Consider the following 25,893-nt stretch of genomic DNA (forward strand, 5'->3'; position numbering starts at 1 on the left):
AACATACTATTTTAAACAACAAAGCCATGAAAATAAAAGCCTTTTTCATTTATATCTTACTTTTCTCGTGTGCATTACAAGCACAAAACATGGTCAGTATGTCATCTGTACATCCTGTGGCAGACACCACAAGTGCAGGAAAAAGAGAACTGGCAATTCGCTATCCGGCTTTAAGACAATTTGGTGTTTCGGCGAGCAGTTTTGGTTACAGCGATTTTGATTCAAAATTGGATGATCAAGATTTTGCAAACGGAAAAATAAAGACCGAGCGCATCACTACTTTTTTCAATTCTCCGGCAATTCAGTGGAGTGGAAATTCTCTTTCGGCGACGGTTTTTTATACGTATACCGCCATCGAACTTAAAGATATAACCAATCTTACTGATTCTCAATTAATGCCTTTAACATCGGATAGAAATACCATAGATGTTGCGGTAAATTATTCCAGATCTGACCGTATTTTTAATCATCCCATTATATATTCATTGGTTGCCAGAGGCATTTCTGATAATCTAAATTCTGTGAAGCGTTTTAATTTTAATGGAAGTTTTACATTGCCAATAAAGAAAACAGAGAACTCTTCGTTTTCTGTTGGACTTTTAGTGTTGATCGATCCTTCTTCGCCAATTCCGGTAGAACCCATTATAAATTATTATCATAAGTTTCTTTCGTCAGGATTGAAACTTATTGTAGATATTCCCACAGGAATTAACCTTAAAAAAGAAGTGGCCAGAAATGCATGGGTTATTCTTGGTTCCAACCAAAGTTCTTTTAGTACTTTTTACAATCGTCGAAATAATCTGCTCGATGGCAAAGTAAGTTATAATACAATTGAGCTTAAAAGCGGTGCCACATTTGAATATCTCTTTGCCAAAAATATTATGTTAAGCGTGGGAGGCGGTATCAATAATTATTTCTCTTCCAGATTATTTAAAGATGGAGAACATTATAGCAACGCTTCTTTTACAAGCGATAATACAAGTGCGGGTTATGTAAATGCAGGTATTTCTCTATTGTCTTTCTAGCAAACAAAATAGCTTATAACAAAAGCCCCAAACTGAAAAGATTTAGGGCTTTTTTTTTGGACTAAATCGCCAAATAATTGGGCTTATTGACAAAATCCTTCTCTTAAGTATAACGCAATTTTGTAGTGTCAATAATGACAATCAAATTAAACAATAATAAAGTAATGAAACGTACAGCAAAAGCACAATGGACAGGAAGTGCAAAAGAAGGAAAAGGAGAATTAACAACTCAAAGCGGAATTTTAAACCAAACAAATTACAGTTTTAAAACTCGTTTTACAGGAGAAGAAAAAGGTACAAATCCCGAAGAATTACTAGCGGCGGCACATGCAGGCTGTTTTACAATGGCAGTAAGTTTTGCCTTGACAGAAAAAGGCTTAACACCAACATTATTGAATACTGAAGCGACTTTAACGATGGAAGGTTTTGCTATTTCAGGAATTCATCTTTCGATTACAGGAAGTGTACCGGGAATTAGTGAAGAAGAATTTACAGCCGTTACAAAAGCTGCAGAACAGAATTGCTTAATCTCAAAAGCTTTAAGTATTCAGATTACTTCTGATGCGCAGCTTTTCGCTTAAATAAAATAATTTTTAAGCTGAACCAAATTACCAAATAATTGACCTTAATCGCAAAAACAAACTCTTTTTTGTATTGCAATTTTACAAGGTCAATAATGGCACAATTTAAATTTTAAAATCATGATAACATCAAAAAAAATGAAGGGAATTGTAATGATGGTAATTGCAGTTCTGTCTCTAACAGCTTCGAATATTTACGCACAGGAAACATTAAAAAAAGGAGATAAAGCTCCAGGATTTACTCTAAAAGATCAAGATGGCAAAGATTTTAAACTGGCAGATCATCTGGGAAAACAAAAAATAGTGGTTTTTTTCTACCCAATGGATCAGAGCCCGGTTTGTACTGCCGAAGTATGCGCGTTTAGAGATGCTTACGCAAAATACAAAGATGCCAACGCTCTTGTTATCGGGATTAACCAAGGTACTGTTGAAAGCCATAAAGCATTTCAATCAAAAGAAAAACTTCCTTTTGATTTGTTAAGCGATCCGGATAATAAAGTATTGAAATTGTTTGGAGTAAAAGAAGAAAACTTAGGCACTATGATCCTGAGCGGACGTGAAACGTTTGTGATTGGAAAAGATGGTGTTATTGCTTACAGTTTCAGAGATTTTATGAAAGGTGAAGATCATTCGAAAGAAGTACTTTCTTATCTGAAAAAATAATAATAAGTTCTATTTTTTAAAGTGTCCGCTATTAAGTATCGGTGCTTCAAGGTTACTGACGGCATCGGTGCGAGGAGCGGCTAATCGTAAAATTTTATTCAAATGAAAAATTTAAAAAACGGTTCTGGTCTGTTATCATTTTGTTTTCTTCTGTTTTCAATGCTTTATGTTTTGAATGCAGAAGCTCAAAAAAAAGCGACAGAAAATGAAATAAATTTTGTTCCAAAGAATTATCAGCAGGCACTTACTATGGCTAAAGCAAGTCATAAAAATATTTTTGTAGATGCATACGCAGTATGGTGTTCGCCTTGTAAACAGCTTCAGAAAACTACATTCAAAGATCAAAAGGCAGCTGCTTATTTTAATAAAAATTATATCAATTTCAGTATTGATGTTGAAAAAGGAGAAGGAACTACACTAGCCAAAACATGGGGAATTGAAGGTCTGCCGACACTTTTAATTTTGGATCAAAACGGAAAAATAATTGCAAATCATATTGGATATGTTGATGGTGCAGGATTGCTTGAATTTGCTAAAGAAGCCTCGGCTCAATAATCTACGCTTTTGATTGAATCAGAAGTTTTTCGAGGAACAATTTCATCAGATACTCATCTGAATTAATAATAAAATTTATGAAAAAACACGTTCTGGCAATTTATATCCTGATATTCTCCTCGCTTTCAGGATTTGCATTTCACACTTTTAAAAGTTCAGTTACTTCGACTCAGGCAGCGGCTCTTCAAACAGAAACTGCAACATTTGCAACAGGCTGTTTCTGGTGCGGAGAAGCTAAATTTTCACAGCTTAAAGGCGTATTAAAAGTTACGCCTGGTTATACTGGTGGTCTTACAGAAAATCCGAGTTATGAAGAAGTTTGCACGGGAACGACCGGACACGCTGAAGCATTTTCTATTGTTTATGATCCGTCTTTAATTTCATATGATGAATTGCTGGAAGCTTTTTTTCTTTCACATGACCCAACACAATTAAATCGTCAAGGCAATGATGTTGGTACACAATACCGTTCGGCGATTTTTTATCATAATGAAAATCAGAAACAAAGAGCCAAATATTGCATTGCGCAGCTCAAAGAGAAAAAAATCTACGAACGTAATATCGTGACAGAGGTAACCGCTTTCATTAAATTTTACAATGCCGAAAGTTACCATCAGGAATATTATAAAAAGCATCCTAATCAGGCGTATTGCCGATATGTAATTCAGCCCGAGCTGGAAAAATTCAGGGAAATATTTAAAAAGAAACTCAAATAGTGATCACTATGAAAAATATAGTATTAAGCTGTATAGCAGTTCTATTGACTGCCAGCGGTTATGCTCAAAATATGAAATCAGAGAAAGGACATGAAAATAATCCTTACTATTCAAATACTGATACGTCAAAACTAAATGTTTCTGATGCCGAATGGAAAAAAGTATTACCGATTGATTTATATCTGGTAGCAAGAGAAAAAAATACCGAAAGACCTTTTACAGGGAAATACTGGAAAAGCATCACTAAAGGAACTTATTATTGTGCAGCGTGCGGTAATGTACTTTTTAAATCTGATGCCAAATTTGCAAGCAGCTGTGGATGGCCGAGTTTTTATGAACCTCTTAGAAAAAACAGCGTTCGTTATCACGACGATAGCTCACACGGAATGAGTCGTACAGAAGTTCTCTGCGGACGATGCGATGCGCACTTGGGGCACATTTTTGATGATGGTCCGGCACCTACTTACAAAAGATTCTGTATGAATTCTGTTTCGCTGGATTTTGAACCAGAAGGAGAATCAAAAAAATAAATAATATGTATCAAAAATTTAAGGGTATTCTTGGAATATTTTTCATTTTGTTTTTTATAAATGTAAACGCGCAGATTCAGGAAAATCCTGTAAAATGGAAATCAAGCATTGAACAAGGTTCTGGCGATACTTTACATTTAAAATTTTCGGCTGTAATTAAAAAAGGCTGGCACATCAACAGCCAGTTTAATAAAATACAAGATGGTCCGCTTCCTACATTTTTTCATTTTGAAGAATCAGACCAATATGTTCTTGCAGGCCGAGTAATGGAACCCAAACCTCTCAACCGAATAGAGAAGGAGTTTGAGAATCAGACTTTGTACTATTTTGAAAATGAAGTCACTTTTATACAAAAGATAATTCCTAAAGCAAAAGACAGCATAAAGATTAAAGCAACTGTCAATTATATGTCGTGCGGAAGTACAATGTGCCTTCCGCCGGAAACCGAGGAAATTAATTTAAAATACTTGCCTAAAAAAAGTGCAGAAAATGCACATTATACACCGCCTGTGAAAGAAGCTAATTTATGGTGGATATTTCTGGGAGGATTCCTTGGCGGATTTTTAGCAATACTAACGCCTTGTGTATTTTCTATGATTCCGCTTACGGTTAGTTATTTTACCAAAAATGGAGGAATAAAGCGAGCGATTATTTATGCCGCATCCATTGTGGCGATATATGTCACACTTGGTTTAACGGTTACGCTGACTTTAGGACCAGATGCGCTGAATGCTTTGGCAAGTAACGGTATCGTAAATTTTATTTTCTTTTTGATTTTTGTTGTTTTTGCGATCTCATTTTTAGGCGCTTTTGAAATAACACTTCCAAGCAGCTGGCTTAACAAATCTGATGAAATGGCAGATAAAGGCGGATTGATCGGAATATTTTTTATGGCTTTTACACTGGCATTGGTTTCGTTTTCCTGTACAGGGCCAATTATAGGAAATCTTTTGGTAGAAGCTGCAATCAGCGGAAGTATTGTTGGACCAGCAATAGGAATGTTTGGGTTTTCATTTGCACTGTCCATTCCGTTTCTGCTTTTTGCCGCTTTTCCGAGTATGCTTAAAAAACTGCCTAAATCAGGAAGCTGGCTGGGAAAGGTAAAAGTGATTTTAGGCTTTTTAGAATTGGCTCTTGCACTAAAATTCCTCTCAACTTTTGATCTTGTTTACGGATTGGGAATATTAAAGCGTGAACTTTTTATAGCCATTTGGATTGTTATTTTTACCTTATTTGGATTTTACATGTTGGGCAAGCTAAAGTTTGATGAATACGAAAACAATTCAAAAGTTTCAATTAGTGGTTTTGTGTCTTCTATTTTGATATTCAGTTTTGTGGTTTATTTGATACCGGGGCTGTGGGGCGCCCCTTTGAAATTAGCCAGCGGATTTTTACCTCCGTCTTTTTATAAAGAATGGAATCAAAATAATACTGCTTCTGTTTCGTCCAATACAGAGAATGAAGCAGAAAAACATTCGCAGCCCTGTCCGCAAAATCTCAACTGCTTTCATGATTATGAAGAAGGACTGGCTTATGCGAAAAAAGTAAATAAACCAATCATACTTGATTTTACGGGTTGGAGTTGTGTGAACTGCCGCAAGATGGAAGATAATGTATGGAGTGATAAAGAGGTATGGGAAAAGCTGAATAACAATTATGTACTGATTTCACTTTATGTAGATGATACAACAGTACTTCCGGAAAAGGAACAGTTTATTTCGAAAACTACCGGCAAAAAGATCAAAACAATTGGGAATAAATGGAGTGATTTTCAAACTGAAAAGTTTCAAACCAATTCGCAGCCGTATTATGCTTTGATGGATACAAACGGAAATATGCTTTCTAAACCAGCAGCATACGAACCTGATGTGAAAAAATATGCGGCATTTTTACAAAATGGAATTGAGAATTTTTAAGTTGTTTTTGATAGCTTGATTGAGAAAAACATAATCTTTTTGATTCAGACCAATAAAAAACCCCTTAAAAATTTTCTGTTTAAGGGGTTTGGCTTTTTGGCTTATTCTAAAAGTATCATTAATTAATTTTAACCAAATGATTTTCGATAGTAGCTCTTTGAGATTCGTATTGAGCAGGAAGTTTTAAGTTTTGACCTAATTCTTCTAAGCTTTCATCTACAGTAAATCCGGGATTATCTGTAGCAATTTCAAATAAAACACCTCCTGGTTCTCTAAAATATAAAGAATGGAAATATTGTCTGTCTATCTGTGGTGTAATTGACAATCCGTAAGCTTCGATTTTTTCACGGAAGTGCATTAAAATTTCATCATTTTTTACTCGGAAAGCAACGTGATGAACAGTTCCGTTTGCATTTAAACCTCGTTTTTCATCTGCCAATTCTACCAAATCAACAATTGCAGCATTTTCTACAGCATCTGTAGCATAGCGGTAACGGTTTACATCCTGATCGATTAATTTGTAACCAAATATTTCTGTTAAAATTGCAGCAGTTGGTTTAATATCGTTTAAAGTCAAAGTAATGTTATGAAAACCTTTTGTAGCTACATCTGCTTTTACTTCATATGTTTCCCAGGCTTTTCTGTTATCGTCTGTTTTAGATTCGATTAATTCTAATTTTAAACCATCCGGATCTAAGAAAGTAAGATATTTTTCTCCGAATTTTTCAGCTGGTTTATTATAAATTACATTGTATTGTTCGAAACGTTTCTGCCAAAAATCCAAGCTTCCTTTTGGAACAGAATATCCAATTTCTGTTGCCATTCCAGAACCTTTTCTTCCTTGCTGAATTCCTTCTCCCCAAGGGAAAAAAGTTAAAATTGTTCCGGCACTTCCAACCTCGTCGCCAAAGTAAAAGTGATACGTTCCCGGATCATCAAAATTTACTGTTTTTTTAATGAAACGTAATCCTAAAATATTAGAGTAAAAGTTGAAGTTTCTTTTTGCGTCACCTGCTATTGCAGTTATATGGTGTAAGCCTAAAATTTTATTTTCCATGGTATTATACTATTAAATTGTTATTGATTTCTTATACAAATTTACCTCCATTATCGCTCTGGATCGATTAACCTAGATTAAGAAATAAAAGCCACTTTTTATTATTCGTAAACCAATAACCAAATAGTATTCCAAGTGCGCTATTTGTTTGTTTATTAGTGTTTTACTTGTGTTGTGTTTTTTTGTTTTTACGATATATCGCAATTTTATAAATGAAGCTGTTTCATTTAGAAAATGGATAAAAAATATAACGAGGTTATTTCTTAAATTTCATAAATAAAAAAGCCGACAGAACGTCGGCAGTTTATAATTTTATAAATATTGATTTTCGAAGTTTGGGCTCCATATTTTTTGTTTTGTGTCCTTTTCCTGTAGTGTCTTCAACCAAGAGAATAGATCCTGTTTCAAATTTTCTTTTTTCTCCTAAAGAAGTTTCGATTTCTACACCGCCTTCCAATAAAACAATATATTGACGGTCTGGTGCATTATGAAAATCATAATCATAAGAAGGTTTGACTTCTCTAAAAACGATTGATTTTACAGGCTCATCATCAGATAAAAAACCAATATCGCCATTGTTTTTCAACGGAACTTCGAAGTCTTCAAAATGACTTTCGCCATTGGTATCGCTGTAAACTCGCGTTATCGTAATCATTATTTTTTGTTGAAAATTAATGCATTTGCACAATCTACTTCATCCTGACTTATGGTATGTCCCATATTTGGATAGATTTTTTTAGTAACGTCTGCGCCCATTTTTGTCATAAGCGCTTCAGATTCATTTACTCTTTCAACAGGAACATGGAAATCAGGATCACTTGTTCCAATGAAAATTGGTGTATTCTCGAAATTTCCGGCATAATGATTCTCATATACTTTATCGCCAATAAGTCCGCCTGTAAAGGCAACAACTCCACCGTATTTTACAGCATTTCGGGCTGTAAATTCTAAAGCCAGACAAGCGCCCTGAGAAAATCCAAGAAAATAAATGTTTTCTTTTTCAATTCCGTTTTGCTGAATTGCAACAACAACCTGATGAATAGCTTCTAATGATTTTGAAAAAGAAGGTTCATTTTCATTAATAGGAGCCAAAAATGAATATGGATACCAGGTTCTGTTTTCGGCCTGAGGCGCTACCAATGCAAAGTCATCAACCTTAAGATGTTTTGCAATTGAAAGTATATCATGAGCACTCGCACCACGGCCATGAATCATAATCAAAGCTTTTTTAGCTTCGTTTAAAGGAATACCATCGGTTAAAATTTCTGTATTCATAATGTTATATTTTTAAAATTATGAGGCTGATTAAAGTAGATTTTTTCACCACAGATTATAAAGATTAGCACAGATTTTTTTAATCTATTTAATCTGTATAATCTGTGGCCTATAAAAAGATTTTTAATTATTTTTTCCAAATATCCTGATATTCATCCGGATGTCTTGTGAATTGCGCATGAACATAAGGGCAAAGCGCTAAAACCATTAAATTATTAGCACGAACATACGATACCATTTCATCCAAAAGTTTTTTTGCATAGCCTTTTCCTTCAGCTTCCGGTTCAACTCCTGTATGATAAACAGTCAATAAATCAGGTTTAATACTTACCGTCATTTCACCTTGTTTTTTACCATCAACATAAAGATTAAAAGCTCCATGTTTTTTCTCGTCTAATTCTAGTTTTATCTTTTCCATATTGTTCTAGTTATAATTTGATGTTGTTAATTTCTTTTACAAACTTAGGCAATACACACAAATCTGCTCATTAACCTAGATTAAGAAAAATTTTACTTCCCAGATTTAAAATAGATTCTATTTGTTCATTATTTATATTTCACTATCGGTGAATTCTTTTAGCGAAATATAGTTATTAGAATAATTTTTTAAAAGTATATTTATTTGATTATCAATAAATTAGTAAATTAGCATAGTGCTTGCTTTATCTGTTTCCATGATTAGGCACAGGAAAGAAATTAGAATACTTCTGAAGTATTGGAATTCTTAATAAAATGATTGAAATCTAATTTTTAATAGGTGCTTTGCCCTGATTATACTGCTAATTTAGAAGTAAGGTACGTCATATTTTATAAACCTCAATTACTCATTAAATATTAATCTTATGACAAAATCAAAATCTATTATTCTGATACATGGAAACTTTGTAAACCAAACAAGTTGGGAAAAGTGGAAAGACCGATACGAACAAAAAGGTTATACCGTTTACACGCCGGCTAATCCCGGACATGATGGGATTCCTTCTGACTTAAGAAAACAAGTCCATCCTGATCTTACCAAAACGGGTTTTATAGACGTGGTTAATAATATCATTAAATTAATTGAAACCCTGCCCGAAAAGCCATTAATTATAGGACATTCAATGGCAGGAATGGCGGCGATGAAATTATTAGAATTAGGTAAAGCAGCTGCGGCAGTAAGTATTGATGGTGCTCCTCCAAAAAATGTATTTCCTCCTTTTGCAACATTAAAGTCAGTTATACCGGCATTTGGTTTCTTTTCCTCCCAAAAATATTTCATGGGCAGCCGCGAATGGTATGACAAATGCTTTTTCAACACACTTCCGGAAAGAGACAGAGCAAATGCTTTTGATAGTATTGCCGTTCCTGAAAGTTATAAAGTAAGCCGTGAACTGGTATTGAATTCTTTTTCTAATATTGATTTCAGCAAACCTCACAATCCTATTTTATTTATTGGTGGAGGCAGCGACACTATTTTTCCTTCATCACTTACCACGACGCTGGCCAGAAAATATAAAGACAGTAACAGCAAGATTGACCTGAAAATTTTTCAGGGAAAAAGCCATTTTATATGTGGTGAACCAGGCTGGGAAGCTGTAGCAGATTATATTTTAGACTGGTACGAACAATTATAAACTTTGATAATGCATACTAACAATTAAAACATAATACAATGAGCAAGATTACGGTAAAAGACGGAACAGAGATTTATTATAAAGACTGGGGAACAGGAACGCCTATTTTTTTTCATCATGGCTGGCCTTTATCAGCAGATGACTGGGATGCACAAATGCTATTTTTCTTAGATAAGGGATTTAGGGTAATTGCACATGACAGAAGAGGACACGGAAGATCTACACAAACGTATTCTGGTAATGAAATGGATACCTACGCTGCAGACGTTGCAGAACTTACTGAGTTTTTAGATTTAAAAGATGCTATACATATCGGACATTCTACAGGTGGAGGTGAAGCGATTCATTATGCCGCAAAATATGGTAAAAACCGTGTGTCAAAAGTAATACTTATTAGTGCGGTGACGCCGTATATGATCAAAAATGAAGGCAATCCGGATGGAGTGCCGATAGAAGTTTTTGATGATATTCGTTTCAACACAGCCAATAACAGACAGCAGTTTTATCACGATATTACTTTTCCATTTTATGGATATAATAGAGAAGGAGCAGATATAAAAAAAGGAATTCAGGACAATTGGTGGCGTCAGGGAATGAATGGCGGGATTAAAGCGCATTATGACTGTATAAAAGCATTTTCTGAAACAGATTTTACCGAAGATCTAAAAAGTGTTAATTTCCCTGTGCTTATATTACATGGCGAAGACGACCAGATCGTGCCTTATAAAATTACTGCGCTAAGAGCTATTAAACTGGTAAAAAACGGAAAAATAATTACTTATCCGGGACTTTGCCACGGAATACCAACAACAGATGCAGATAGAGTTAATGCAGACATTCTTAACTTTATTAAACCTTAAGTATTTTATTTAAAGATTTTCTATCAGAAAGAGGAAAATTTTACTCACTTATACATTCAGAGATTTATTTTATTTATAAATCTCTGAATGTTTTTTTTTTAGATATGCTTTTTTTTGGGTTGTTAATTTCTTCAAGAATATAAATCCAGCTCTTTTCAAGGTTTATTTGTTTAAGAGTGTAACTATCAAATTTTCAGTGTTTTATATTGATTTCGTGTTGAGATTTTTTACCTTTGATGACTTCATAAATAAAAAAATCGCTTAACGCTTAGCCCCGAAACGTTTGCAGTAATGATTAAGAATTGAATTATTAATTAAAATTACAAACATTAAACAATAGGAGCTATGGAAAAACATCTTCAGGAAATTCGGGAACAGCAAAAAACTTCATGGAATAAATTTTCTCCGGGCTGGAAAAAATGGGATAAGGAAATGATGGATTTTCTTAAACCAATGGGAGAAAAAATGATTGATCTGCTTGATTTGAAAACAACAGATCATGTTTTGGATATTGCATCCGGAACAGGTGAGCCGGCACTTAGTATAGCAAAATATGCTAAAAAAGTAACCATTACAGATTTATCTAATGATATGCTGATAATAGCAAATGAGAATGCTGAAAATAGAGGCATAAAAAACGTTGATTTTGTGAATTGCGACGTTTGTGAACTTCCTTTTTCTGATGAATCTTTTGACGCAGTCAGCTGCCGTTTAGGCTTTATGTTTTTTCCGGATATGGAGTTAGCCGCAAAAGAAATTTTTAGGGTTCTTAAACCTGGCGGCAGAGTTGTAACCTCTGTTTGGGATATTCCCGAAAAAAACTTTTGGGTCACTGCTATTGGAGGGGCAATTAACAGGAATATGGAATTGCCTCCACCCAATCCTGATGCTCCGGGTGTTTTTAGATGTGCAAAATCCGGATTAATAGAAGATTTATTTCATAAAGCAGGTTTTAAAGAAATCAAGGCTTATGAAGTACAGGGAGAATTAAATTGTCAAACTCCGGAAAGATACTGGAGCATGATGACTGAAATTGCAGCTCCGGTAGTAGCAGCTTTAAGCAATGCAGATGATCAAATGCGGCAAAAAATTAAAACTGAAGTTTTAGAAATCGTTCAAAAAGCGTATCCGGATAAAGTTATTATAGAAGGAAACTCTTTTGTGGTCTTAGGAGTAAAATAATCTTTTCAAGATATTAGTCATAAAGTGATAAATACTTTTTTTATGCAAAGATTCCGGATTAACCCAAATAAAAAACCCTTAAACATTTCTGTTTAAGGGTTTTGCCTTTTTGTAGCGAGGACGGGAGTTGAACCCGTGACCTCAGGGTTATGAATCCTGCGCTCTAACCAACTGAGCTACCTCGCCTGGACTGCTATCATTGAATTCCTGATTGCGGGTGCAAAGATAGAAATAATATTAAAGCTTACAAGAATAAAATGAAGAAAAAAAAATATTTTTAAAAACGCATTGTTTTTGGACATATATTCTTATATTTCGAAAAAATTAAAAGTAGCACATGGATTCAAAAATACGTTACGAAATCGAGTTTCCGATCAATTCTTCGCCACAATTATTGTATCAATATATATCAACTCCGTCAGGTTTATCAGAATGGTTTGCTGACAATGTTAATTCAAGAGGTGAATTTTTTACTTTCATCTGGAACGATTCGCAGGAAAAAGCACGTCTTGCTTCTAAAAAAACAGGTGAAAAAGTAAAGTTTAAATGGGTTGATGAAAGCAGTAAGGATACTGAATACTTTTTTGAACTCCATATTTTAGTTGATGAATTAACTAAGGATGTATCATTAATGGTAGTCGATTTTGCAGAAAAAGAAGAAGTAGGCGAAGCTAAACAATTGTGGGAGAATCAAATCTCAGACCTAAAACATCTTATAGGATCTGTTTAGTAAAAGTCTATTTTATGCCTTATATTTGCCCTGAACAAAATTCAGGGTTTTTTTATGATCAATTTTAACGGAAACATTGCACAAGAAGAAAATATACTAACTCAAAATCGTGCCTTTTTATACGGAGACGGCGTTTTTGAAACAGTAAAAATAATCAACAATAAAATCTTGTTTCTCGAAGATCATTATTTCAGGTTAATGGCTTCAATGCGTGTTGTTAGAATGGAAATTCCCATGAATTTTACAATGGAATATTTTGAAGAACAGATTTTAAATCTTGTGCAGCAAAAGAACATTGCTTCATCGGCAAGAGCCAGAATAACTGTTTTTAGAAACGATGGTGGTTTGTATCTGCCAAAAACGAATGAAGTTTCTTTTTTAATTCATGCAACACAGCTTGACAATACTTTATACGCTTTAAATACGGCCGAATACGAAGTTGATTTATATAAAGACTTCTATGTAACAAAACAATTATTATCGTCGATTAAAACGACTAATAAAATGATTAATGTTACCGGAAGTATTTTTGCCCATGAAAACGGATTAGCGAATTGTATTTTAGTAAACGATACTAAAAATGTTGTCGAAGCTTTGCAGGGAAATTTATTTATGGTTTCTGGCAAAAAATTAATTACACCTCCAATTTCTGAAGGATGTTTAAATGGAATTATGCGCAAGCAGGTTTTAGCTTTAGCTAAGAAAGTTGAAGGTATAGAAGTCGTGGAAGAAATAATTTCGCCGTTTGATCTTCAAAAAGCAGATGAATTATTCTTGACAAATGTAATCACAGGGATACAACCGATAAGCAAATACCGAAAAAAAGAGTTTACAAGTAATCTGGCTCATTTATTAGTACAGAAACTAAATGAATCCATATCCGAAAATTAATTCAGATATGGGTTTTCAGGTGCATTTGACCAAATAACATAATCACCGCCAAGTTCAATAATCTGCTCTTTCCAGAAATGGGTAGTAGATTTTCCAATAATTTTGTTTTTGTAATTATTGTCAGCAATGATCCAGGAGTTGCCCTGCATTTCGTTTTCAAGCTGATTTTCGTCCCAACCAGTATAACCTAAGAAAAAACGAATATTGTTCTTATTGATCGATCCGTCGTTAATTAAGTCTTTGGTTGATTCGAAATCTCCTCCCCAATAAATTCCGTTAGAAATCTCGACACTATTCGGGATCAAGTCAGGAATATTATGAATGAAGTACAGATTGTCTTGTTCAACTGGGCCTCCGTTATATATTTTAAAGCTGGCTTCAATTTCAGGTATTAAATCATTAATAGTGTATTTTAATGGTTTATTAATGATAAAACCTATTGATCCTTCTTTGTTATGGTCTGCTAATAAAATTACCGATCTGTTGAATGATAAATCTCCAATTATTGAAGGCTCGGCAATAAGCAGGTGTCCTTTTTTTAATTTTTCTGAAATCATACGGCTACAATTTTTATTAAATTTAATCATAAATTTTTTAAATTCACAAAAAAAATCGTTAAACCGCACAAAAAAACCCTCCATAAGGAGGGTCTTAATTATATTATTTAGTTTAGAGAACTTTCTTACTTAGTTCACTGCACCTTCTAATTCAGCTCCAGCTTTGAATTTTACTACATTTTTTGCAGCAATTTTGATAGTTTTTCCTGTTTGAGGATTTCTACCGTCTCTAGCAGCTCTCGCAGATACTGACCAAGATCCGAAACCTACTAATGAAATTCTTCCGCCTTTTTTCAAAGTAGTTCCTACGTTTCCTAAAAATGACTCTAAAGCTAATTTAGCCGCAGCTTTTGTAATTCCTGCATCAGCAGCGATAGCATCGATTAATTCTGATTTGTTCATAATAATTAGTTATTAATTGTTGGTTAAAAAAAATTGTTAATACACAAATTTAGTAGGAAATCCGTTGCGTGCAAGTGTTTTCTCTAATTTTAGCAATAATTGTTGATAACTTGTTTTTTTTGTTCATAAAGCGTGTTGTTCATCGATCAAAAACAGGTAGAAACCCCTGTTTTACTGACTTTAATAGACCTTTGCGCTATCAGAAAAAGTTATCCCATTTAACAATTCTGCTACTTGCATTCGTTTCTTACCAGGTAATTGTAGACTTAATAACTGAATGAAGCCCTCTTTTATTGCAATTTTGATTTCTTTTTTGTTACTAATTAAAGTTCCAGCTTCATAAGAATGATCCTCTGAAACCAGTTTGGCTTCATATATCTTTATATTTAATTCTTCGTTTTTATCTTTCAAAAAACACCATGCTGCAGGATAAGGACTTAAGCCGCGAATTAGATTATTGATTTCATCTCCGGGTTTTGTCCAGTCAATTTTACAATTCTCCTTATTTAGTTTATAAGCGGTTTTAATATCGGCATTATCTTCCTGGATTGTTGTAGTAACATTTCCGTTTTCAATAACTTTTAAAGTATCAATAACCGTTGTACTTCCTAAATGCATTAATCGGTCGTGCAGCTGTCCGGCATTTTCTTTAGGTTCAATAGCAATTTCCGAATTTAAAATCATAGCCCCGGTATCGATTTTATCATCGATAAAAAATGTAGTAACTCCGGTTTTAGTTTCTCCATTAATAATAGCCCAATTTATAGGAGCTGCACCACGATAATTTGGTAATAAAGAAGCATGAAGATTAAATGTTCCTAAACTTGGCATTTCCCAAACTACTTTTGGTAACATTCTAAAAGCAACAACAATTTGCAAATTGGCATTCAAAGCTTTTAATTCGGCTAAAAAACTTTCGTCTTTTAAATTTGTAGGCTGTAATAGAGTAAGATTATTTGCCAGGGCATATTCCTTAACAGCCGAATATTTTATTTTTTGTCCGCGTCCAGCCGGTTTGTCTGCCGCTGTAATAACACCAACAACATCGTAATTGTTTTTAATAATGGTGTCCAGAATGCCAACTGCAAACTCCGGAGTTCCCATAAATATAATTCGTAATTTTTCCATTATGATTTTAAAGCGTATTTATTATTGGCTAAAATAATGATATGATTGTTTTCCAGTAATTCCTGAAGAACTAATATAACATCTTTAGCATCTAATTTTATTTGATTCTGAATTTCGCGCGAAGTTAGTGCAGTTGCTTTTAATAAGTGAAGAATTTTATCAGCAATTGAATCGGCTTCAGTGATTTTTCCTTTTTGAGTAATACAGAAAGAACAAACGCCGCAATTCGATTTGGTTTCCTCTCCAAAATAATCCAAAACTAATCTGTTCTTGCATGTTTTGTCTTCCTTTATATAATAGAGTACAGACGAAAGCTGATCACGTTTTAATTTGTTTTGTTTTTCCAGATATTTAGAAACCCGGTTTATTGTCAAATCATCTTCACGGACTTCATTAAATAAAATCGTAGCGTCGTTGTTTTTAGATTTGTATTCAATAATATCTTTCTCTTTCAGTTTTTCTAAAAGATTCGTAACCTGTTCTTCGGTATGATTTGATTTTTTTGCAATCAACGAAAGATTAAGCGGAGTTTTCATTTCATGAATTCCCGGATACGTTCTTAAAATCGCCAGAATAATTTCTTCATCATTCGGATTCAGACTCATATATCGAAGTACTTCTTTCGATTCAATTAAAAACTGCATGGAAACTTTTTCTGAAAATTCCTGAGACATGGTGATAATTCCCTGTTGATTCAAAAACTGTAAAGAATTATACGTTTTTAAAGTAGGGAAGTCATATTTATGGCAAAAATGATTCATTTTAAAAGAATACGAATCATCTAAGCCTTCGCCATAAGCAATCTGGAAATAATTGCACAATTTGATGTACATCGTTTTAAGGAACTTTTTATCAGGAAGAACACTTATAAACTGCTGCTCTGTTTGATTTGCATCTGAATTATTAAACAATAAAACCGAAAACGACTTTTCGCCATTTCGTCCCGCTCTTCCAGATTCCTGGTAATAATTTTCTATGTTTTCTGGTAATTGCGTATGGATAACTGTTTTTACGTTGTCTTTGTCAATTCCCATTCCAAAGGCATTGGTGGCAACAATAACCTGTGCTTGTTCCGACATCCACAACTGCATATTCTTATCTTTTTCCTGAGCCGAGAGTCCGCCATGATAATATGTTGCCCGAAATCCTAACGATTGCAATTGCGTTGACATATTCAAACACGATTTTCTGTTACGTACATATATAATAGATGGCTGCGGATTTTTCTTCAAAATCTGCTCAACGCGATACAATTTGTCTTCAACTTCAAAAACCATGTACGCAATATTCTTTCTTTCAAAAGACTGTTGAAAAAGTTTGGTATCTTTTAAACCTAATTCGGTTTTAATATCTTCTACAACTCGTGGGGTCGCAGTTGCTGTTAAAGCCAAAAATGGAATTTTAGGAAAGTATTTTTTAAGTTCAGAAATTTTTAAATAAGCCGGTCTAAAATCGTGGCCCCATTGCGAAACACAATGCGCTTCGTCAATAGCAATTAAATTTATAGGAAGGTTTTTAATGCGTTCTAAAATCCAGTCAGACTGTAAACGTTCTGGAGAAAGATAAAGGAATTTATAATTTCCGAATTGGCAGTTATCCAGAAGATCAATAATTTCTTCCGTATGAATTCCGCCTGTAAGAGCAATTGCTTTAATATCTCTTTTCTGCAAATTCGCTACCTGATCTTTCATCAAGGCAATCAAAGGAGAAACTACCAGACAAATTCCTTCGCGCATCATGGCAGGAACCTGAAAACAAATCGATTTTCCGCCTCCGGTTGGCAGCAGTGCAAAAGTGTCTTGCCCTTCTAAAACCGAATCAATAATTTCTTTTTGCAACGGTCGGAAACTTTGGTGTTTCCAGTATTTTAAAAGAATTTCCTGTGCGTCCTGCATGGCCTCTGTTTTAAAGTTAAAAATGTAGAAATCAGTTTCTAGTTTTACAACTTTAAAACCGGCTGCTAAATTTTGTCTAAGATATAAAGAATTCTGTTTTCAACCGTATCTTTCGGAACCTCAATTAAATCGTAACCGTATTTTTTGTACGTTTCAATTAAGTGTTTCTGAATGGTAAGTGCCTGTTCAAAATTTTCATAACGCTCCGTGTCGCTCTGATAAATTTCTTCCCAAGGCGGTAAAATAAAAGTTTTAGAATATTTATAATCCTCGCATGCTTTTACAAAATCTGCGGGATATTCATCGCCAATATAATCCATATAAGCCACAACATCAGGAATACCGCGATCTATAAAAACGATAGTATCGGGTTCTTTTTTAGCGTTTTCAAATTGCTGAATACGCCCTTCCAAAAGCATTTCGCTAAACAATAAAGGCTGTTCCAAGAACAATTGCTCAACGCCTCTTTTTTGGGCTTCGAGTGTAACTTCTCTGGAAATTTCAGGGTAACAACAATAGCCACGAGCGACTAATTCGTTTATAAGCGTAGATTTTCCTGTACCAGGACCGCCAATGAGAACTATGATTTGTTTTTGCACTATTCTAAAAATAAAGCGCAAATTTACCTAAACTTATTCGTATTTAAAAAGAATATTTATCAAGAGCGAATAATTTAGCATTTTTGACTGTAAACTGGACTGAAGTCCAGCTCTACAATATGGATCGTTCCTTCGGAACTAAAGTGTGAAAAGAGCTGTGAGTTCTTTAAATATTGTGGTAACTGGATTGAAATTCACCTCTATAATATAAATTGTTCTTCTTGAACTATATTGGAAAAGAGAGCTATAGGCTCGCCAAATATTGTAGGGCTGGACTTCAGTCCAGTTTATAATGTTGATTATTTTGGCGCAATCCAATTTTTTAATCACAAAACAAATATTTCCCAGAGCCTTTTCCTTTTTTAGAAGGAACAATCAAATGCGATTCAAATTTCTTTCCTTTCAAAACATCATTTACAAAGTCCAGAACATATTGTTGTCCGTCATGAAAAAGATAACCGGAGAATTCATGTCCGCCGCCACAGAAAGTAATCAGCTCAACATCTTTGTGTAAATCCTGCATATGATTGTAAACTGCGTAGGAACCAAATAAAATTAACCATCCCGAAGCATTTGTCGGGCAGGAGCGATGCGAACCCGCACTATAAGGAACGGTGTCGTCGTTACTTCCGTGTGCCAATAACATAGGGATAGCTTTTTCTTTGGTAATCAAATTGATGTCCTGAATAGCACCAGAACCTCCAATAAATCCTGTATATTTAAAGTTTTCCGGCAAATTGCTTTTGTATAGATTCATGAGTTTATAATCCCAAAATGAAGCGTGAAAACCAATTTCTGCTCCGGCACTAATTCCCGAAATAAAGATTTTAGAAGAATCAAGATTGTATTTGTCTGCGTTTTCAATTAAAAAGGAAGTAGCCTGCCACATATCGCTCACGCCAATTTGAATCGCTTTTATCTTTTCGGTTAAAACACCTTTGCATCCAAAATCTTTTCCTTTCATATATAAACTGTACGAAATGCTGGCAACCGCATAGCCATTTTGCGCCATAAACATCCCAAATTCTTTTTCGCTGGTGCGTTCTCCGCCAGAAAATCCGCCGCCAAAAGCAAACATAATCAACGGAATTTTTTCGTTAGATTTTTTCTTTGGCAGATATAAATCCAAATCCAGTTTTAAAGTGTCATTTTGAAAATAGGTTAGAGTTTTAACTTCTTGTGCGTGAATATTATTGATTGTAAGTGCAATAAAAAGTAAAAGGATTTTTTTCATTATAATGTGGTTTAGTTTGATTCCGATAATTACCGGAAGTGAAATAGCAAAGTATTTCAAATATAAAGGTTTGCCACGAATTTCACGAATTTTAATTTTAAAATTAATCAAAAGCCAGCAAAATTCAGGAAGATATTCACCTCAATAATAATTAGTGTAAATTAGTGAAATTCGTGGCAAAAAATCTACAGTTTCTCCAACGAAAAAAATCTAAAATCTAAAATCTAAAATCTGAAATCAAAACCGTATATTTGCGTTTATTTTTAATTACGAATGGAGAACGATAAAGAAAAAAATACCGCCGAATTTTTCGAAAGATTAAAAGTCGAATTAGACAACGCAAATACTTGGCCAGCAGAATATTTGTACAAATTCATTGTACCTTCTGTGGGTGATAATGTAGAACGTGTTGAAAAAGCTTTTGACAGAATGGGCGCGGTTATTAAAACAACAAAATCAAAAACTGGTAAATTTACCAGTGTTTCTGTAGATGTTACCATGAACAGCTCTGATGAGGTGATTGGCAAATACAAAGAAGTTTCTACAATAGAAGGTATAGTTTCATTATAAACTTATGGTCGAAAAATATAAAAAAGAAGTCGCAAATGACGTTGTGTATAATTTAGAATACAATTCTGAAAGACAGCGTTTGATTATTCCGGAGTACGGTCGTCATTTACAAAAACTGATCGATCAGGCTACTGCAATCGAAGATGATGAAACACGCAACAAAGCGGCGAAATATATCATTCAGGTTATGGGAAGCTTAAATCCGCATTTGCGTGATGTGCCGGATTTTCAGCATAAATTATGGGATCAGCTTTTTATTATGTCTGATTTTAAATTGAATGTAGAATCTCCGTACCCAATTCCTTCAAGAGATGTATTGCAGTTAAAGCCAGATGTTTTACAATATCCTCAGAATTTTCCAAAATACAGATTTTACGGAAACAATATCAAATACATGATTGATGTTGCTAATAAATGGGAAGATGGAGAAATGAAAAATGCATTGGTTATGGTAATTGCCAACCACATGAAAAAATCATTTTTGAGCTGGAACAAAGACACAGTAAAAGACGATGTTATTTTTGAACATTTATATGAATTGTCCGGAGGAAAAATCAACTTGCTGCACAGTACAGAAGAACTGTTAAACACAACAGATTTAATGCGTACAAACAAACGTGTATCAAACAAAATTACACCTGCAGGACAGCCTAAAATTCAAAACAACAAAAACAATAATAAAGGCGGTAAACCTAAAACTTTTCAAAAAAACAATAATCAGAAGTAAAGTCTCTAAGTTGCTAAGATACTAAGCTGCTAAGTTTTTTCTTAGAGTCTTAGAATCTCAGAGTCTTAGAATCTTAAAAAGAAGAACCTAAAAAAAATCTATGGGAATTTTTAAAATCGAAGGAGGAATTCCTTTAAAAGGAGAAATCACTCCGCAAGGAGCAAAAAACGAGGCATTACAAATTTTATGTGCCGTGCTTTTAACGGGAGATAAAGTAAGAATTAATAATATTCCCGATATTATTGACATCAATAAATTAATCACTTTGCTGGGTAATTTAGGTGTAAAAATTCAACGCAATGAACCGGGTTCGATTACGTTTCAAGCCGATGAGGTTAATGTTGGATATTTAGAAACAGAAGCTTTCAAAAAAGAAGGTGGAGCGCTTCGTGGTTCTATTATGATTGTTGGACCGCTTTTAGCACGTTTCGGAAAAGGATATATTCCAAAACCGGGAGGAGATAAAATTGGCCGTCGTAGATTAGATACTCACTTTGAAGGTTTTATTAACCTTGGTGCAAAATTTAGATATAACAGAGAAGATCACTTTTACGGGGTTGAATCTCCAGAAGAAGGACTGCAAGGAACAGATATGCTTCTTGACGAAGCTTCTGTAACTGGAACTGCAAATATTGTAATGGCTGCGGTTTTGGCAAAAGGACAAACAACTGTTTACAACGCTGCATGTGAGCCTTACTTACAACAGTTATGTAAAATGTTAAACTCTATGGGAGCTAAAATCACTGGAGTTGGTTCTAACTTATTAACTATCGAAGGCGTTGAAAGCCTTGGTGGATGTGAGCACAGAATCCTTCCTGATATGATCGAGATTGGTTCTTGGATTGGTCTTGCGGCTATGACAAAAAGTGAAATCACGATCAAAAATGTAAGCTGGGAAAATTTAGGTTTGATCCCAAATACATTTAGAAAATTAGGAATTACTATTGAAAAACGTAACGACGATATTTATATTCCGGCTCACAAAGACGGATATGAAGTAAAAACAGACATTGACGGATCTATCTTAACAATTGCGGATGCACCTTGGCCAGGATTTACACCTGACTTATTAAGTATTGTTTTGGTTGTAGCAACACAGGCAAAAGGTGATGTTTTGATTCACCAAAAAATGTTCGAAAGCCGTTTGTTTTTCGTGGATAAATTAATCGACATGGGAGCAAAAATCATGTTATGTGACCCGCATAGAGCTGTGGTTATGGGACATAATTTTGAATCTCAATTAAAAGCAACTACAATGTCTTCTCCTGATATTCGTGCGGGAATTTCATTATTGATTGCGGCGCTTTCTGCAAAAGGAACAAGTACAATTCAAAATATCGAACAAATTGACCGTGGATACGAGCGTATCGATGAGCGTTTAAGAGCTATTGGAGCAAAAATTGTAAGAGCATAAAAATTATTTGCCACGAATTTAATCTAAGATTATCTAAAGTAATTCGTGGCGAAAAATAATTTTCTATAATGACAGATGAAAAAAAAGCTATAAAAGCTACTATCTTTAGTATAGTCGGAAACACCTGCTTGGCCTTGATAAAAGGTTTGGCAGGTTTTTTTGGCAATTCATACGCCTTGATTGCAGATGCAATCGAATCAACAGCAGACATATTTTCGTCCTGTTTGGTTTTATTCGGAATCAAATATTCTAATAAACCGGCAGATGAAAACCATCCTTACGGTCACGGCCGTGCAGAACCTTTAATTACTTTTTTGGTCGTTGGATTTTTAATTACTTCGGCAACAATTATTGGGTACGAAAGTATTGCCAATATTCAATCGTCGCATGATTTGCCAAAATCATGGACATTATATGTTTTAGGAGCTATAATTATTTGGAAAGAATACTCGTATCGTTTAGTGATGAAACGAAGTAAAGAAACCAATAGTTCGTCTCTTGCGGCAGATGCCTGGCACCATCGCAGTGATGCTGTAACTTCGGTTGCGGCATTTATCGGAATTTCGATTGCACTGATTATGGGTAAAGGTTACGAATCTGCAGACGATTGGGCGGCGCTGTTTGCTGCTTTTTTTATCCTGTATAATTGTTATAAAATTTTCAGACCTGCGCTTGGCGAAATCATGGATGAAAACATGAACGATGATTTAGTTGAAGAAATTCGTGTAAAAGCACTGACAGTACCCGGAATCCTCGGAACCGAAAAATGTTTCATCAGAAAAGCCGGAATGCGTTATCATGTAGATCTTCACGCTATTGTTTCGGCAAAAATTTCAGTAAAAGAAGGACATGATTTATCTCATAAATTGCAAGATACTTTAAAAGAGAAAATTCCGCAGTTAGGAAATGTTTTGATACATATCGAACCGGATGATTATCATTGAGATTCTAAGTTGCTAAGGTTCTGAGATGCTAAGATTCTAAGTTTTCTTTTAGGGATCTAGTCTGATTTTTTGTCAGGCTGAGCGAAGTCGAAGCCCGCGTAAAGATCTTCAAACTTTGAAAAAAAATCCGCTTATGTCCAGTCTGGTTACACCGAGATTTGACATAAGCGGATTTTTTTATTATTTAAGATGTTTTATAACTCAAAAGAAAAAAAACTTAGAATCTTAGCATCTCAGAACCTTAGCACCTTAGTTAAGAACATTCAAAATCTTCAGCCCAAACACAACACCATTTTGCTGGATTCCACCTTGGTAAGAATGCACGTAATCAATTCTAAATAACTTAAATTTCCCGAAACCTAGATTATCTAAACCAACTGTAAATTCAGTATACGGTTTACGATCCGGAATTGCCAGCGAATGAAAACCAAGATTCATTGTTGATTTTAAAAGATTCAAAAGTGGAATTTTATTTGTTACAAATCCCATATCGTTATGTTCTAAATGCATTTCAAAATAACTATCGTTTGTACTATTGTCATAATACGGCATTAAATTGAAAACATTCAAATAACGATCGCTGGTTCCAATGTGAGTTTGGTTTCCGTTAAAATGCCTGTAATCTATAAAAGAAATATTTTCGGCATTAAAGAATTTACCGGCTTTAAAATTCATTCCTAAAACACCTTTGTTATTTAATTTTAAATCATATTGAACAGCAGCTCCAATTCGTTCAAACTCGTACTTTTTTTCACTTGCGGCAAATGCCTTTTCAAAAGCTAAAAATACAGTTGGATATTTTTCATCTTTAAAATTATACCTTCCGTCTGGTCTTGAAATGTATTTGTTTCCAAAATTAATTCTGGCAGTCAAATTAGCTTTCATTAAATGATGCTGATTAAAAGCAGGTGTATTGAAATCATTTGGCGCCAGCGGATTATTTGACGAATAAATATCATCTCTTTTAAAGAACGAATAATCGGTTGTATTAAAAAGAGGTTTTCTTTGTTCGTAAGCTACTCTTGCGTTTAAATTTAGTCCGTTTGCGACATCTTGCGCATAGTTAATTTGAGCAAATTCCAAATTATACAATTTCATATAATTGTCTTTAAAAAACAACGAACTTACAGAATTGATCAATTTGGTAATAGGTTCTGCACTATTAAACTGTGCTGTTTTTGTTCCTCCAGAAGCCGAAATCGTGGCGTAATTAATAGTATTAAATCGGTGGCTGAATTCGCCAGTAACACGAAGTCTTTCATCAGAAAAACCATAATTGAAATCTGTACTTATTGAAGTGCTTTTTCCTTTTTCTTCATTCCATTTTTTAAATGAAAATCCAGTTCCAAAATTAAATCCCTGAACGGTATTAAAACTTAAAGATGTAGGACTTAGCAAGCCGTCAAACGTAAAAGAGTATTTCTTAAACGTATTTTTATAATCGTAACCGCCAAGAATATCCAAAATTTTAAACTTATTATTTTTTGCATCAATAGAATCAGTGTATTTTTTAGATTTTCTAATAACCTGCAAACTGTCTTTTTTGGTGTAATCGGTACTTTCTTCAAGCGTTAACGGAATCGGACGAATTTCATTCCAAAAAGAATCGTCTTTTTTATTGGCATTCAAATCAAAAGCTACGATTTCGTTTCCAAAAGTTTTCTTGGCAAACGACTCCGGAAATTCATAATTGGAATAAACATAATTAAACTGACCTGAAAATTTTACACCAAAACCTCCGGCATTAAACGAAAGTGTCTGTGCATTTTTTGACCAGATTTTGTTTTTTGGATTGTAACTAAAGCTTTGTTTTAAATTCATCACTTCAGTAAATTCATTTTTCATTCGGTAACCTTTTATGTCGAAATCAACGGCATAAATAGCAAAACTGTCATCAACAATGTAAATGTAACCTTCAAAAACAGGTTCTTTATCGCGCTTCGGAATTACTTTAATTTTATAAATCTGCTGTTTATTATCATCATAAAAACTTCCTTCCAGTTTATATTTATAATAACTGAAAGCATTATTGGCAATAGGAGAGATGAGGTTTACATCAAATTCTAATGTATTGTCATAGAAATCATAAGTTGATAAAGCAGCGGTATTATAACTAAAGCCTTTATTGTTTCCGGAAATTTTAGAGGCAATTATAGTTTCCTTTAATTTATCTGGTTTTTGATAAGAAACTTTCGAAATAGTTTCTGATAAATATAAAATCCCAGTTCCTGTCGAATCTAAATTTGAAGATAAATCCGGGCCAAGATCTACTTTTTGTCCTAATATTTTTTTAGGTAAATCTTTTACTTTTAAAATTCCTTTCGAATAAAAATCGGCAGTAAAACGGGCTGTTTTTTCAGAGTTTTCTTTTCGATTTGCAATCGCGCTTTTAATAATTGCGTTTGCAGGATTGTTTTTAGCATCAATAACAACTTCGTTTAAGTCAAAACTTTCTTCCTGCATTTTAACATCTAAAGTTACTGTTTTAGAACCTGCAGAAACAGTTATTTTTTGAGTCTTAAACCCCAGATATTGAAAAACAATTCTGTTTTTACCAATTTCTTTTACCTGCAATTGATATTGTCCTTGTTCGTTTGAAGTAGTTCCGCGATAGGTATTCTCTTCAAAAATAGAAACAAACGGCAGCGGATTCCCTTTTTCATCGGTTATAATTCCTTTGATTTGGGCAAAATTGGAAATCGAAAAAAATAAAAAGGCGAATAAAATGTAGTTTTTCATGAAAGTGGTTTCTCTCACAAAAATAAAAGAAGTTGAAAATGAGCTTATTAATAATTTGTTAAATTGTAATAAGGAAATTCAAAGTCAATT

At 34.0% G+C, this 25,893-nt stretch carries 27 protein-coding genes and 1 tRNA gene; 16 read left to right on the forward strand and 12 right to left on the reverse strand.

Features of this window, described 5'->3' with window-relative positions; translation table 11 throughout:
- Window positions 1-26 precede the first annotated feature (26 nt).
- The 7 genes from J2Y38_RS14605 (at window position 27) to J2Y38_RS14635 (ending at window position 5,986) form a co-directional block, all read left to right on the forward strand.
- On the forward strand, window positions 27-1,025 hold the full coding sequence (locus tag J2Y38_RS14605; RefSeq protein ID WP_309843844.1) for a hypothetical protein: 999 nt from the start codon (window positions 27-29) through the stop codon (window positions 1,023-1,025).
- A 134-nt stretch (window positions 1,026-1,159) separates the two neighbouring features.
- Window positions 1,160-1,606 carry an OsmC family peroxiredoxin gene (locus tag J2Y38_RS14610; protein WP_309843846.1) on the forward strand — a complete coding sequence of 149 codons (447 nt, stop codon included), beginning with the start codon at window positions 1,160-1,162 and terminating at the stop codon, window positions 1,604-1,606.
- 120 nt (window positions 1,607-1,726) lie between these two features.
- On the forward strand, window positions 1,727-2,269 hold the full coding sequence (locus J2Y38_RS14615) for a peroxiredoxin (protein ID WP_309843848.1): 543 nt from the start codon (window positions 1,727-1,729) through the stop codon (window positions 2,267-2,269).
- Between the two features lie 102 nt (window positions 2,270-2,371).
- On the forward strand, window positions 2,372-2,824 hold the full coding sequence (locus J2Y38_RS14620) for a thioredoxin fold domain-containing protein (protein WP_309843849.1): 453 nt from the start codon (window positions 2,372-2,374) through the stop codon (window positions 2,822-2,824).
- Between the two features lie 77 nt (window positions 2,825-2,901).
- Window positions 2,902-3,540: a peptide-methionine (S)-S-oxide reductase MsrA gene (msrA, locus tag J2Y38_RS14625; RefSeq protein WP_309843852.1), complete on the forward strand. Its 639-nt coding sequence runs from the start codon at window positions 2,902-2,904 to the stop codon at window positions 3,538-3,540.
- Window positions 3,541-3,548: 8 nt separating this feature from the next.
- Complete coding sequence (gene msrB, locus J2Y38_RS14630) at window positions 3,549-4,070, forward strand: peptide-methionine (R)-S-oxide reductase MsrB (protein WP_309843854.1); 522 nt, start codon at window positions 3,549-3,551, stop codon at window positions 4,068-4,070.
- A gap of 5 nt (window positions 4,071-4,075) precedes the next feature.
- The gene (locus J2Y38_RS14635; protein ID WP_309843857.1) at window positions 4,076-5,986 is read left to right on the forward strand and encodes a cytochrome c biogenesis protein CcdA; all 1,911 of its coding nucleotides are present in this window, start codon (window positions 4,076-4,078) and stop codon (window positions 5,984-5,986) included.
- Window positions 5,987-6,104: 118 nt separating this feature from the next.
- On the opposite strand, the gene J2Y38_RS14640 is transcribed toward J2Y38_RS14635, so the two are convergent.
- From J2Y38_RS14640 to J2Y38_RS14655, 4 genes are all read right to left on the reverse strand, one after another.
- A complete protein-coding gene (locus tag J2Y38_RS14640) occupies window positions 6,105-7,043 on the reverse strand; it encodes a ring-cleaving dioxygenase (protein ID WP_309843860.1) in 939 nt (312 codons plus the stop codon).
- 304 nt (window positions 7,044-7,347) lie between these two features.
- Entirely contained in the window at window positions 7,348-7,698 is a 351-nt protein-coding gene (locus J2Y38_RS14645) for a hypothetical protein (RefSeq protein WP_053472815.1), read from the reverse strand.
- Window positions 7,698-8,318: a dienelactone hydrolase family protein gene (locus J2Y38_RS14650; RefSeq protein ID WP_309843862.1), complete on the reverse strand. Its 621-nt coding sequence runs from the start codon at window positions 8,316-8,318 to the stop codon at window positions 7,698-7,700. Before J2Y38_RS14650 ends, J2Y38_RS14645 begins: the two co-directional genes overlap by 1 nt.
- A gap of 127 nt (window positions 8,319-8,445) precedes the next feature.
- Window positions 8,446-8,736, reverse strand: coding sequence for a GNAT family N-acetyltransferase (locus tag J2Y38_RS14655; protein ID WP_309843864.1), 291 nt, complete (start codon window positions 8,734-8,736; stop codon window positions 8,446-8,448).
- 424 nt (window positions 8,737-9,160) lie between these two features.
- On the opposite strand from J2Y38_RS14655, the gene J2Y38_RS14660 reads away from it, so the two are divergent.
- From J2Y38_RS14660 to J2Y38_RS14670, 3 genes are all read left to right on the forward strand, one after another.
- Window positions 9,161-9,931, forward strand: coding sequence for an alpha/beta hydrolase (locus J2Y38_RS14660; protein WP_309843866.1), 771 nt, complete (start codon window positions 9,161-9,163; stop codon window positions 9,929-9,931).
- Window positions 9,932-9,969: 38 nt separating this feature from the next.
- Window positions 9,970-10,791: an alpha/beta hydrolase gene (locus tag J2Y38_RS14665; RefSeq protein WP_309843868.1), complete on the forward strand. Its 822-nt coding sequence runs from the start codon at window positions 9,970-9,972 to the stop codon at window positions 10,789-10,791.
- A gap of 345 nt (window positions 10,792-11,136) precedes the next feature.
- Entirely contained in the window at window positions 11,137-11,973 is an 837-nt protein-coding gene (locus J2Y38_RS14670) for a methyltransferase domain-containing protein (protein WP_309843872.1), read from the forward strand.
- A gap of 112 nt (window positions 11,974-12,085) precedes the next feature.
- On the opposite strand, the gene J2Y38_RS14675 is transcribed toward J2Y38_RS14670, so the two are convergent.
- Window positions 12,086-12,159 (reverse strand) — tRNA-Met (locus tag J2Y38_RS14675).
- 151 nt (window positions 12,160-12,310) lie between these two features.
- Here J2Y38_RS14675 and J2Y38_RS14680 point away from each other — a divergent pair.
- Together J2Y38_RS14680 and J2Y38_RS14685 are read left to right on the forward strand one after the other, a co-directional pair.
- Window positions 12,311-12,703: an START-like domain-containing protein gene (locus tag J2Y38_RS14680; RefSeq protein ID WP_026727620.1), complete on the forward strand. Its 393-nt coding sequence runs from the start codon at window positions 12,311-12,313 to the stop codon at window positions 12,701-12,703.
- Window positions 12,704-12,757: 54 nt separating this feature from the next.
- Entirely contained in the window at window positions 12,758-13,594 is an 837-nt protein-coding gene (locus tag J2Y38_RS14685) for an aminotransferase class IV (RefSeq protein WP_309843879.1), read from the forward strand.
- Here J2Y38_RS14685 and J2Y38_RS14690 read toward each other — a convergent pair.
- The 6 genes from J2Y38_RS14690 to J2Y38_RS14715 form a co-directional block, all read right to left on the reverse strand.
- A complete protein-coding gene (locus J2Y38_RS14690; RefSeq protein ID WP_053472839.1) occupies window positions 13,591-14,151 on the reverse strand; it encodes a YqgE/AlgH family protein in 561 nt (186 codons plus the stop codon). The two genes, J2Y38_RS14685 and J2Y38_RS14690, sit on opposite strands and share 4 nt — an antisense overlap.
- A gap of 129 nt (window positions 14,152-14,280) precedes the next feature.
- The gene (locus tag J2Y38_RS14695; RefSeq protein WP_012022249.1) at window positions 14,281-14,553 is read right to left on the reverse strand and encodes an HU family DNA-binding protein; all 273 of its coding nucleotides are present in this window, start codon (window positions 14,551-14,553) and stop codon (window positions 14,281-14,283) included.
- 180 nt (window positions 14,554-14,733) lie between these two features.
- On the reverse strand, window positions 14,734-15,681 hold the full coding sequence (gene fmt, locus J2Y38_RS14700) for a methionyl-tRNA formyltransferase (protein ID WP_309843886.1): 948 nt from the start codon (window positions 15,679-15,681) through the stop codon (window positions 14,734-14,736).
- On the reverse strand, window positions 15,681-17,576 hold the full coding sequence (locus J2Y38_RS14705; RefSeq protein WP_309843888.1) for an ATP-dependent DNA helicase RecQ: 1,896 nt from the start codon (window positions 17,574-17,576) through the stop codon (window positions 15,681-15,683). The genes fmt and J2Y38_RS14705 overlap by 1 nt, the downstream gene beginning before the upstream one ends.
- Window positions 17,577-17,641: 65 nt before the next feature.
- Complete coding sequence (locus J2Y38_RS14710; RefSeq protein WP_309843891.1) at window positions 17,642-18,175, reverse strand: ATP-binding protein; 534 nt, start codon at window positions 18,173-18,175, stop codon at window positions 17,642-17,644.
- Window positions 18,176-18,497: 322 nt separating this feature from the next.
- Window positions 18,498-19,409, reverse strand: a complete 912-nt coding sequence (locus tag J2Y38_RS14715) for an alpha/beta hydrolase (RefSeq protein ID WP_309843892.1) — start codon at window positions 19,407-19,409, stop codon at window positions 18,498-18,500.
- 273 nt (window positions 19,410-19,682) lie between these two features.
- On the opposite strand from J2Y38_RS14715, the gene J2Y38_RS14720 reads away from it, so the two are divergent.
- From J2Y38_RS14720 to J2Y38_RS14735, 4 genes are all read left to right on the forward strand, one after another.
- The gene (locus J2Y38_RS14720; protein WP_053472805.1) at window positions 19,683-19,979 is read left to right on the forward strand and encodes a DUF493 family protein; all 297 of its coding nucleotides are present in this window, start codon (window positions 19,683-19,685) and stop codon (window positions 19,977-19,979) included.
- A 4-nt stretch (window positions 19,980-19,983) separates the two neighbouring features.
- Window positions 19,984-20,706, forward strand: a complete 723-nt coding sequence (locus J2Y38_RS14725; protein ID WP_073486305.1) for a DUF4290 domain-containing protein — start codon at window positions 19,984-19,986, stop codon at window positions 20,704-20,706.
- A 100-nt stretch (window positions 20,707-20,806) separates the two neighbouring features.
- Window positions 20,807-22,120: a UDP-N-acetylglucosamine 1-carboxyvinyltransferase gene (gene murA, locus J2Y38_RS14730; RefSeq protein ID WP_056201282.1), complete on the forward strand. Its 1,314-nt coding sequence runs from the start codon at window positions 20,807-20,809 to the stop codon at window positions 22,118-22,120.
- A gap of 68 nt (window positions 22,121-22,188) precedes the next feature.
- Complete coding sequence (locus tag J2Y38_RS14735) at window positions 22,189-23,064, forward strand: cation diffusion facilitator family transporter (protein ID WP_309843897.1); 876 nt, start codon at window positions 22,189-22,191, stop codon at window positions 23,062-23,064.
- 249 nt (window positions 23,065-23,313) lie between these two features.
- Here J2Y38_RS14735 and J2Y38_RS14740 read toward each other — a convergent pair whose 3' ends face one another.
- The gene (locus tag J2Y38_RS14740; protein ID WP_309843900.1) at window positions 23,314-25,803 is read right to left on the reverse strand and encodes a DUF5686 and carboxypeptidase regulatory-like domain-containing protein; all 2,490 of its coding nucleotides are present in this window, start codon (window positions 25,801-25,803) and stop codon (window positions 23,314-23,316) included.
- Window positions 25,804-25,893: the final 90 nt, after the last annotated feature.

Source organism: Flavobacterium sp. 2755, assembly GCF_031455715.1.
Taxonomy (GTDB): domain Bacteria; phylum Bacteroidota; class Bacteroidia; order Flavobacteriales; family Flavobacteriaceae; genus Flavobacterium.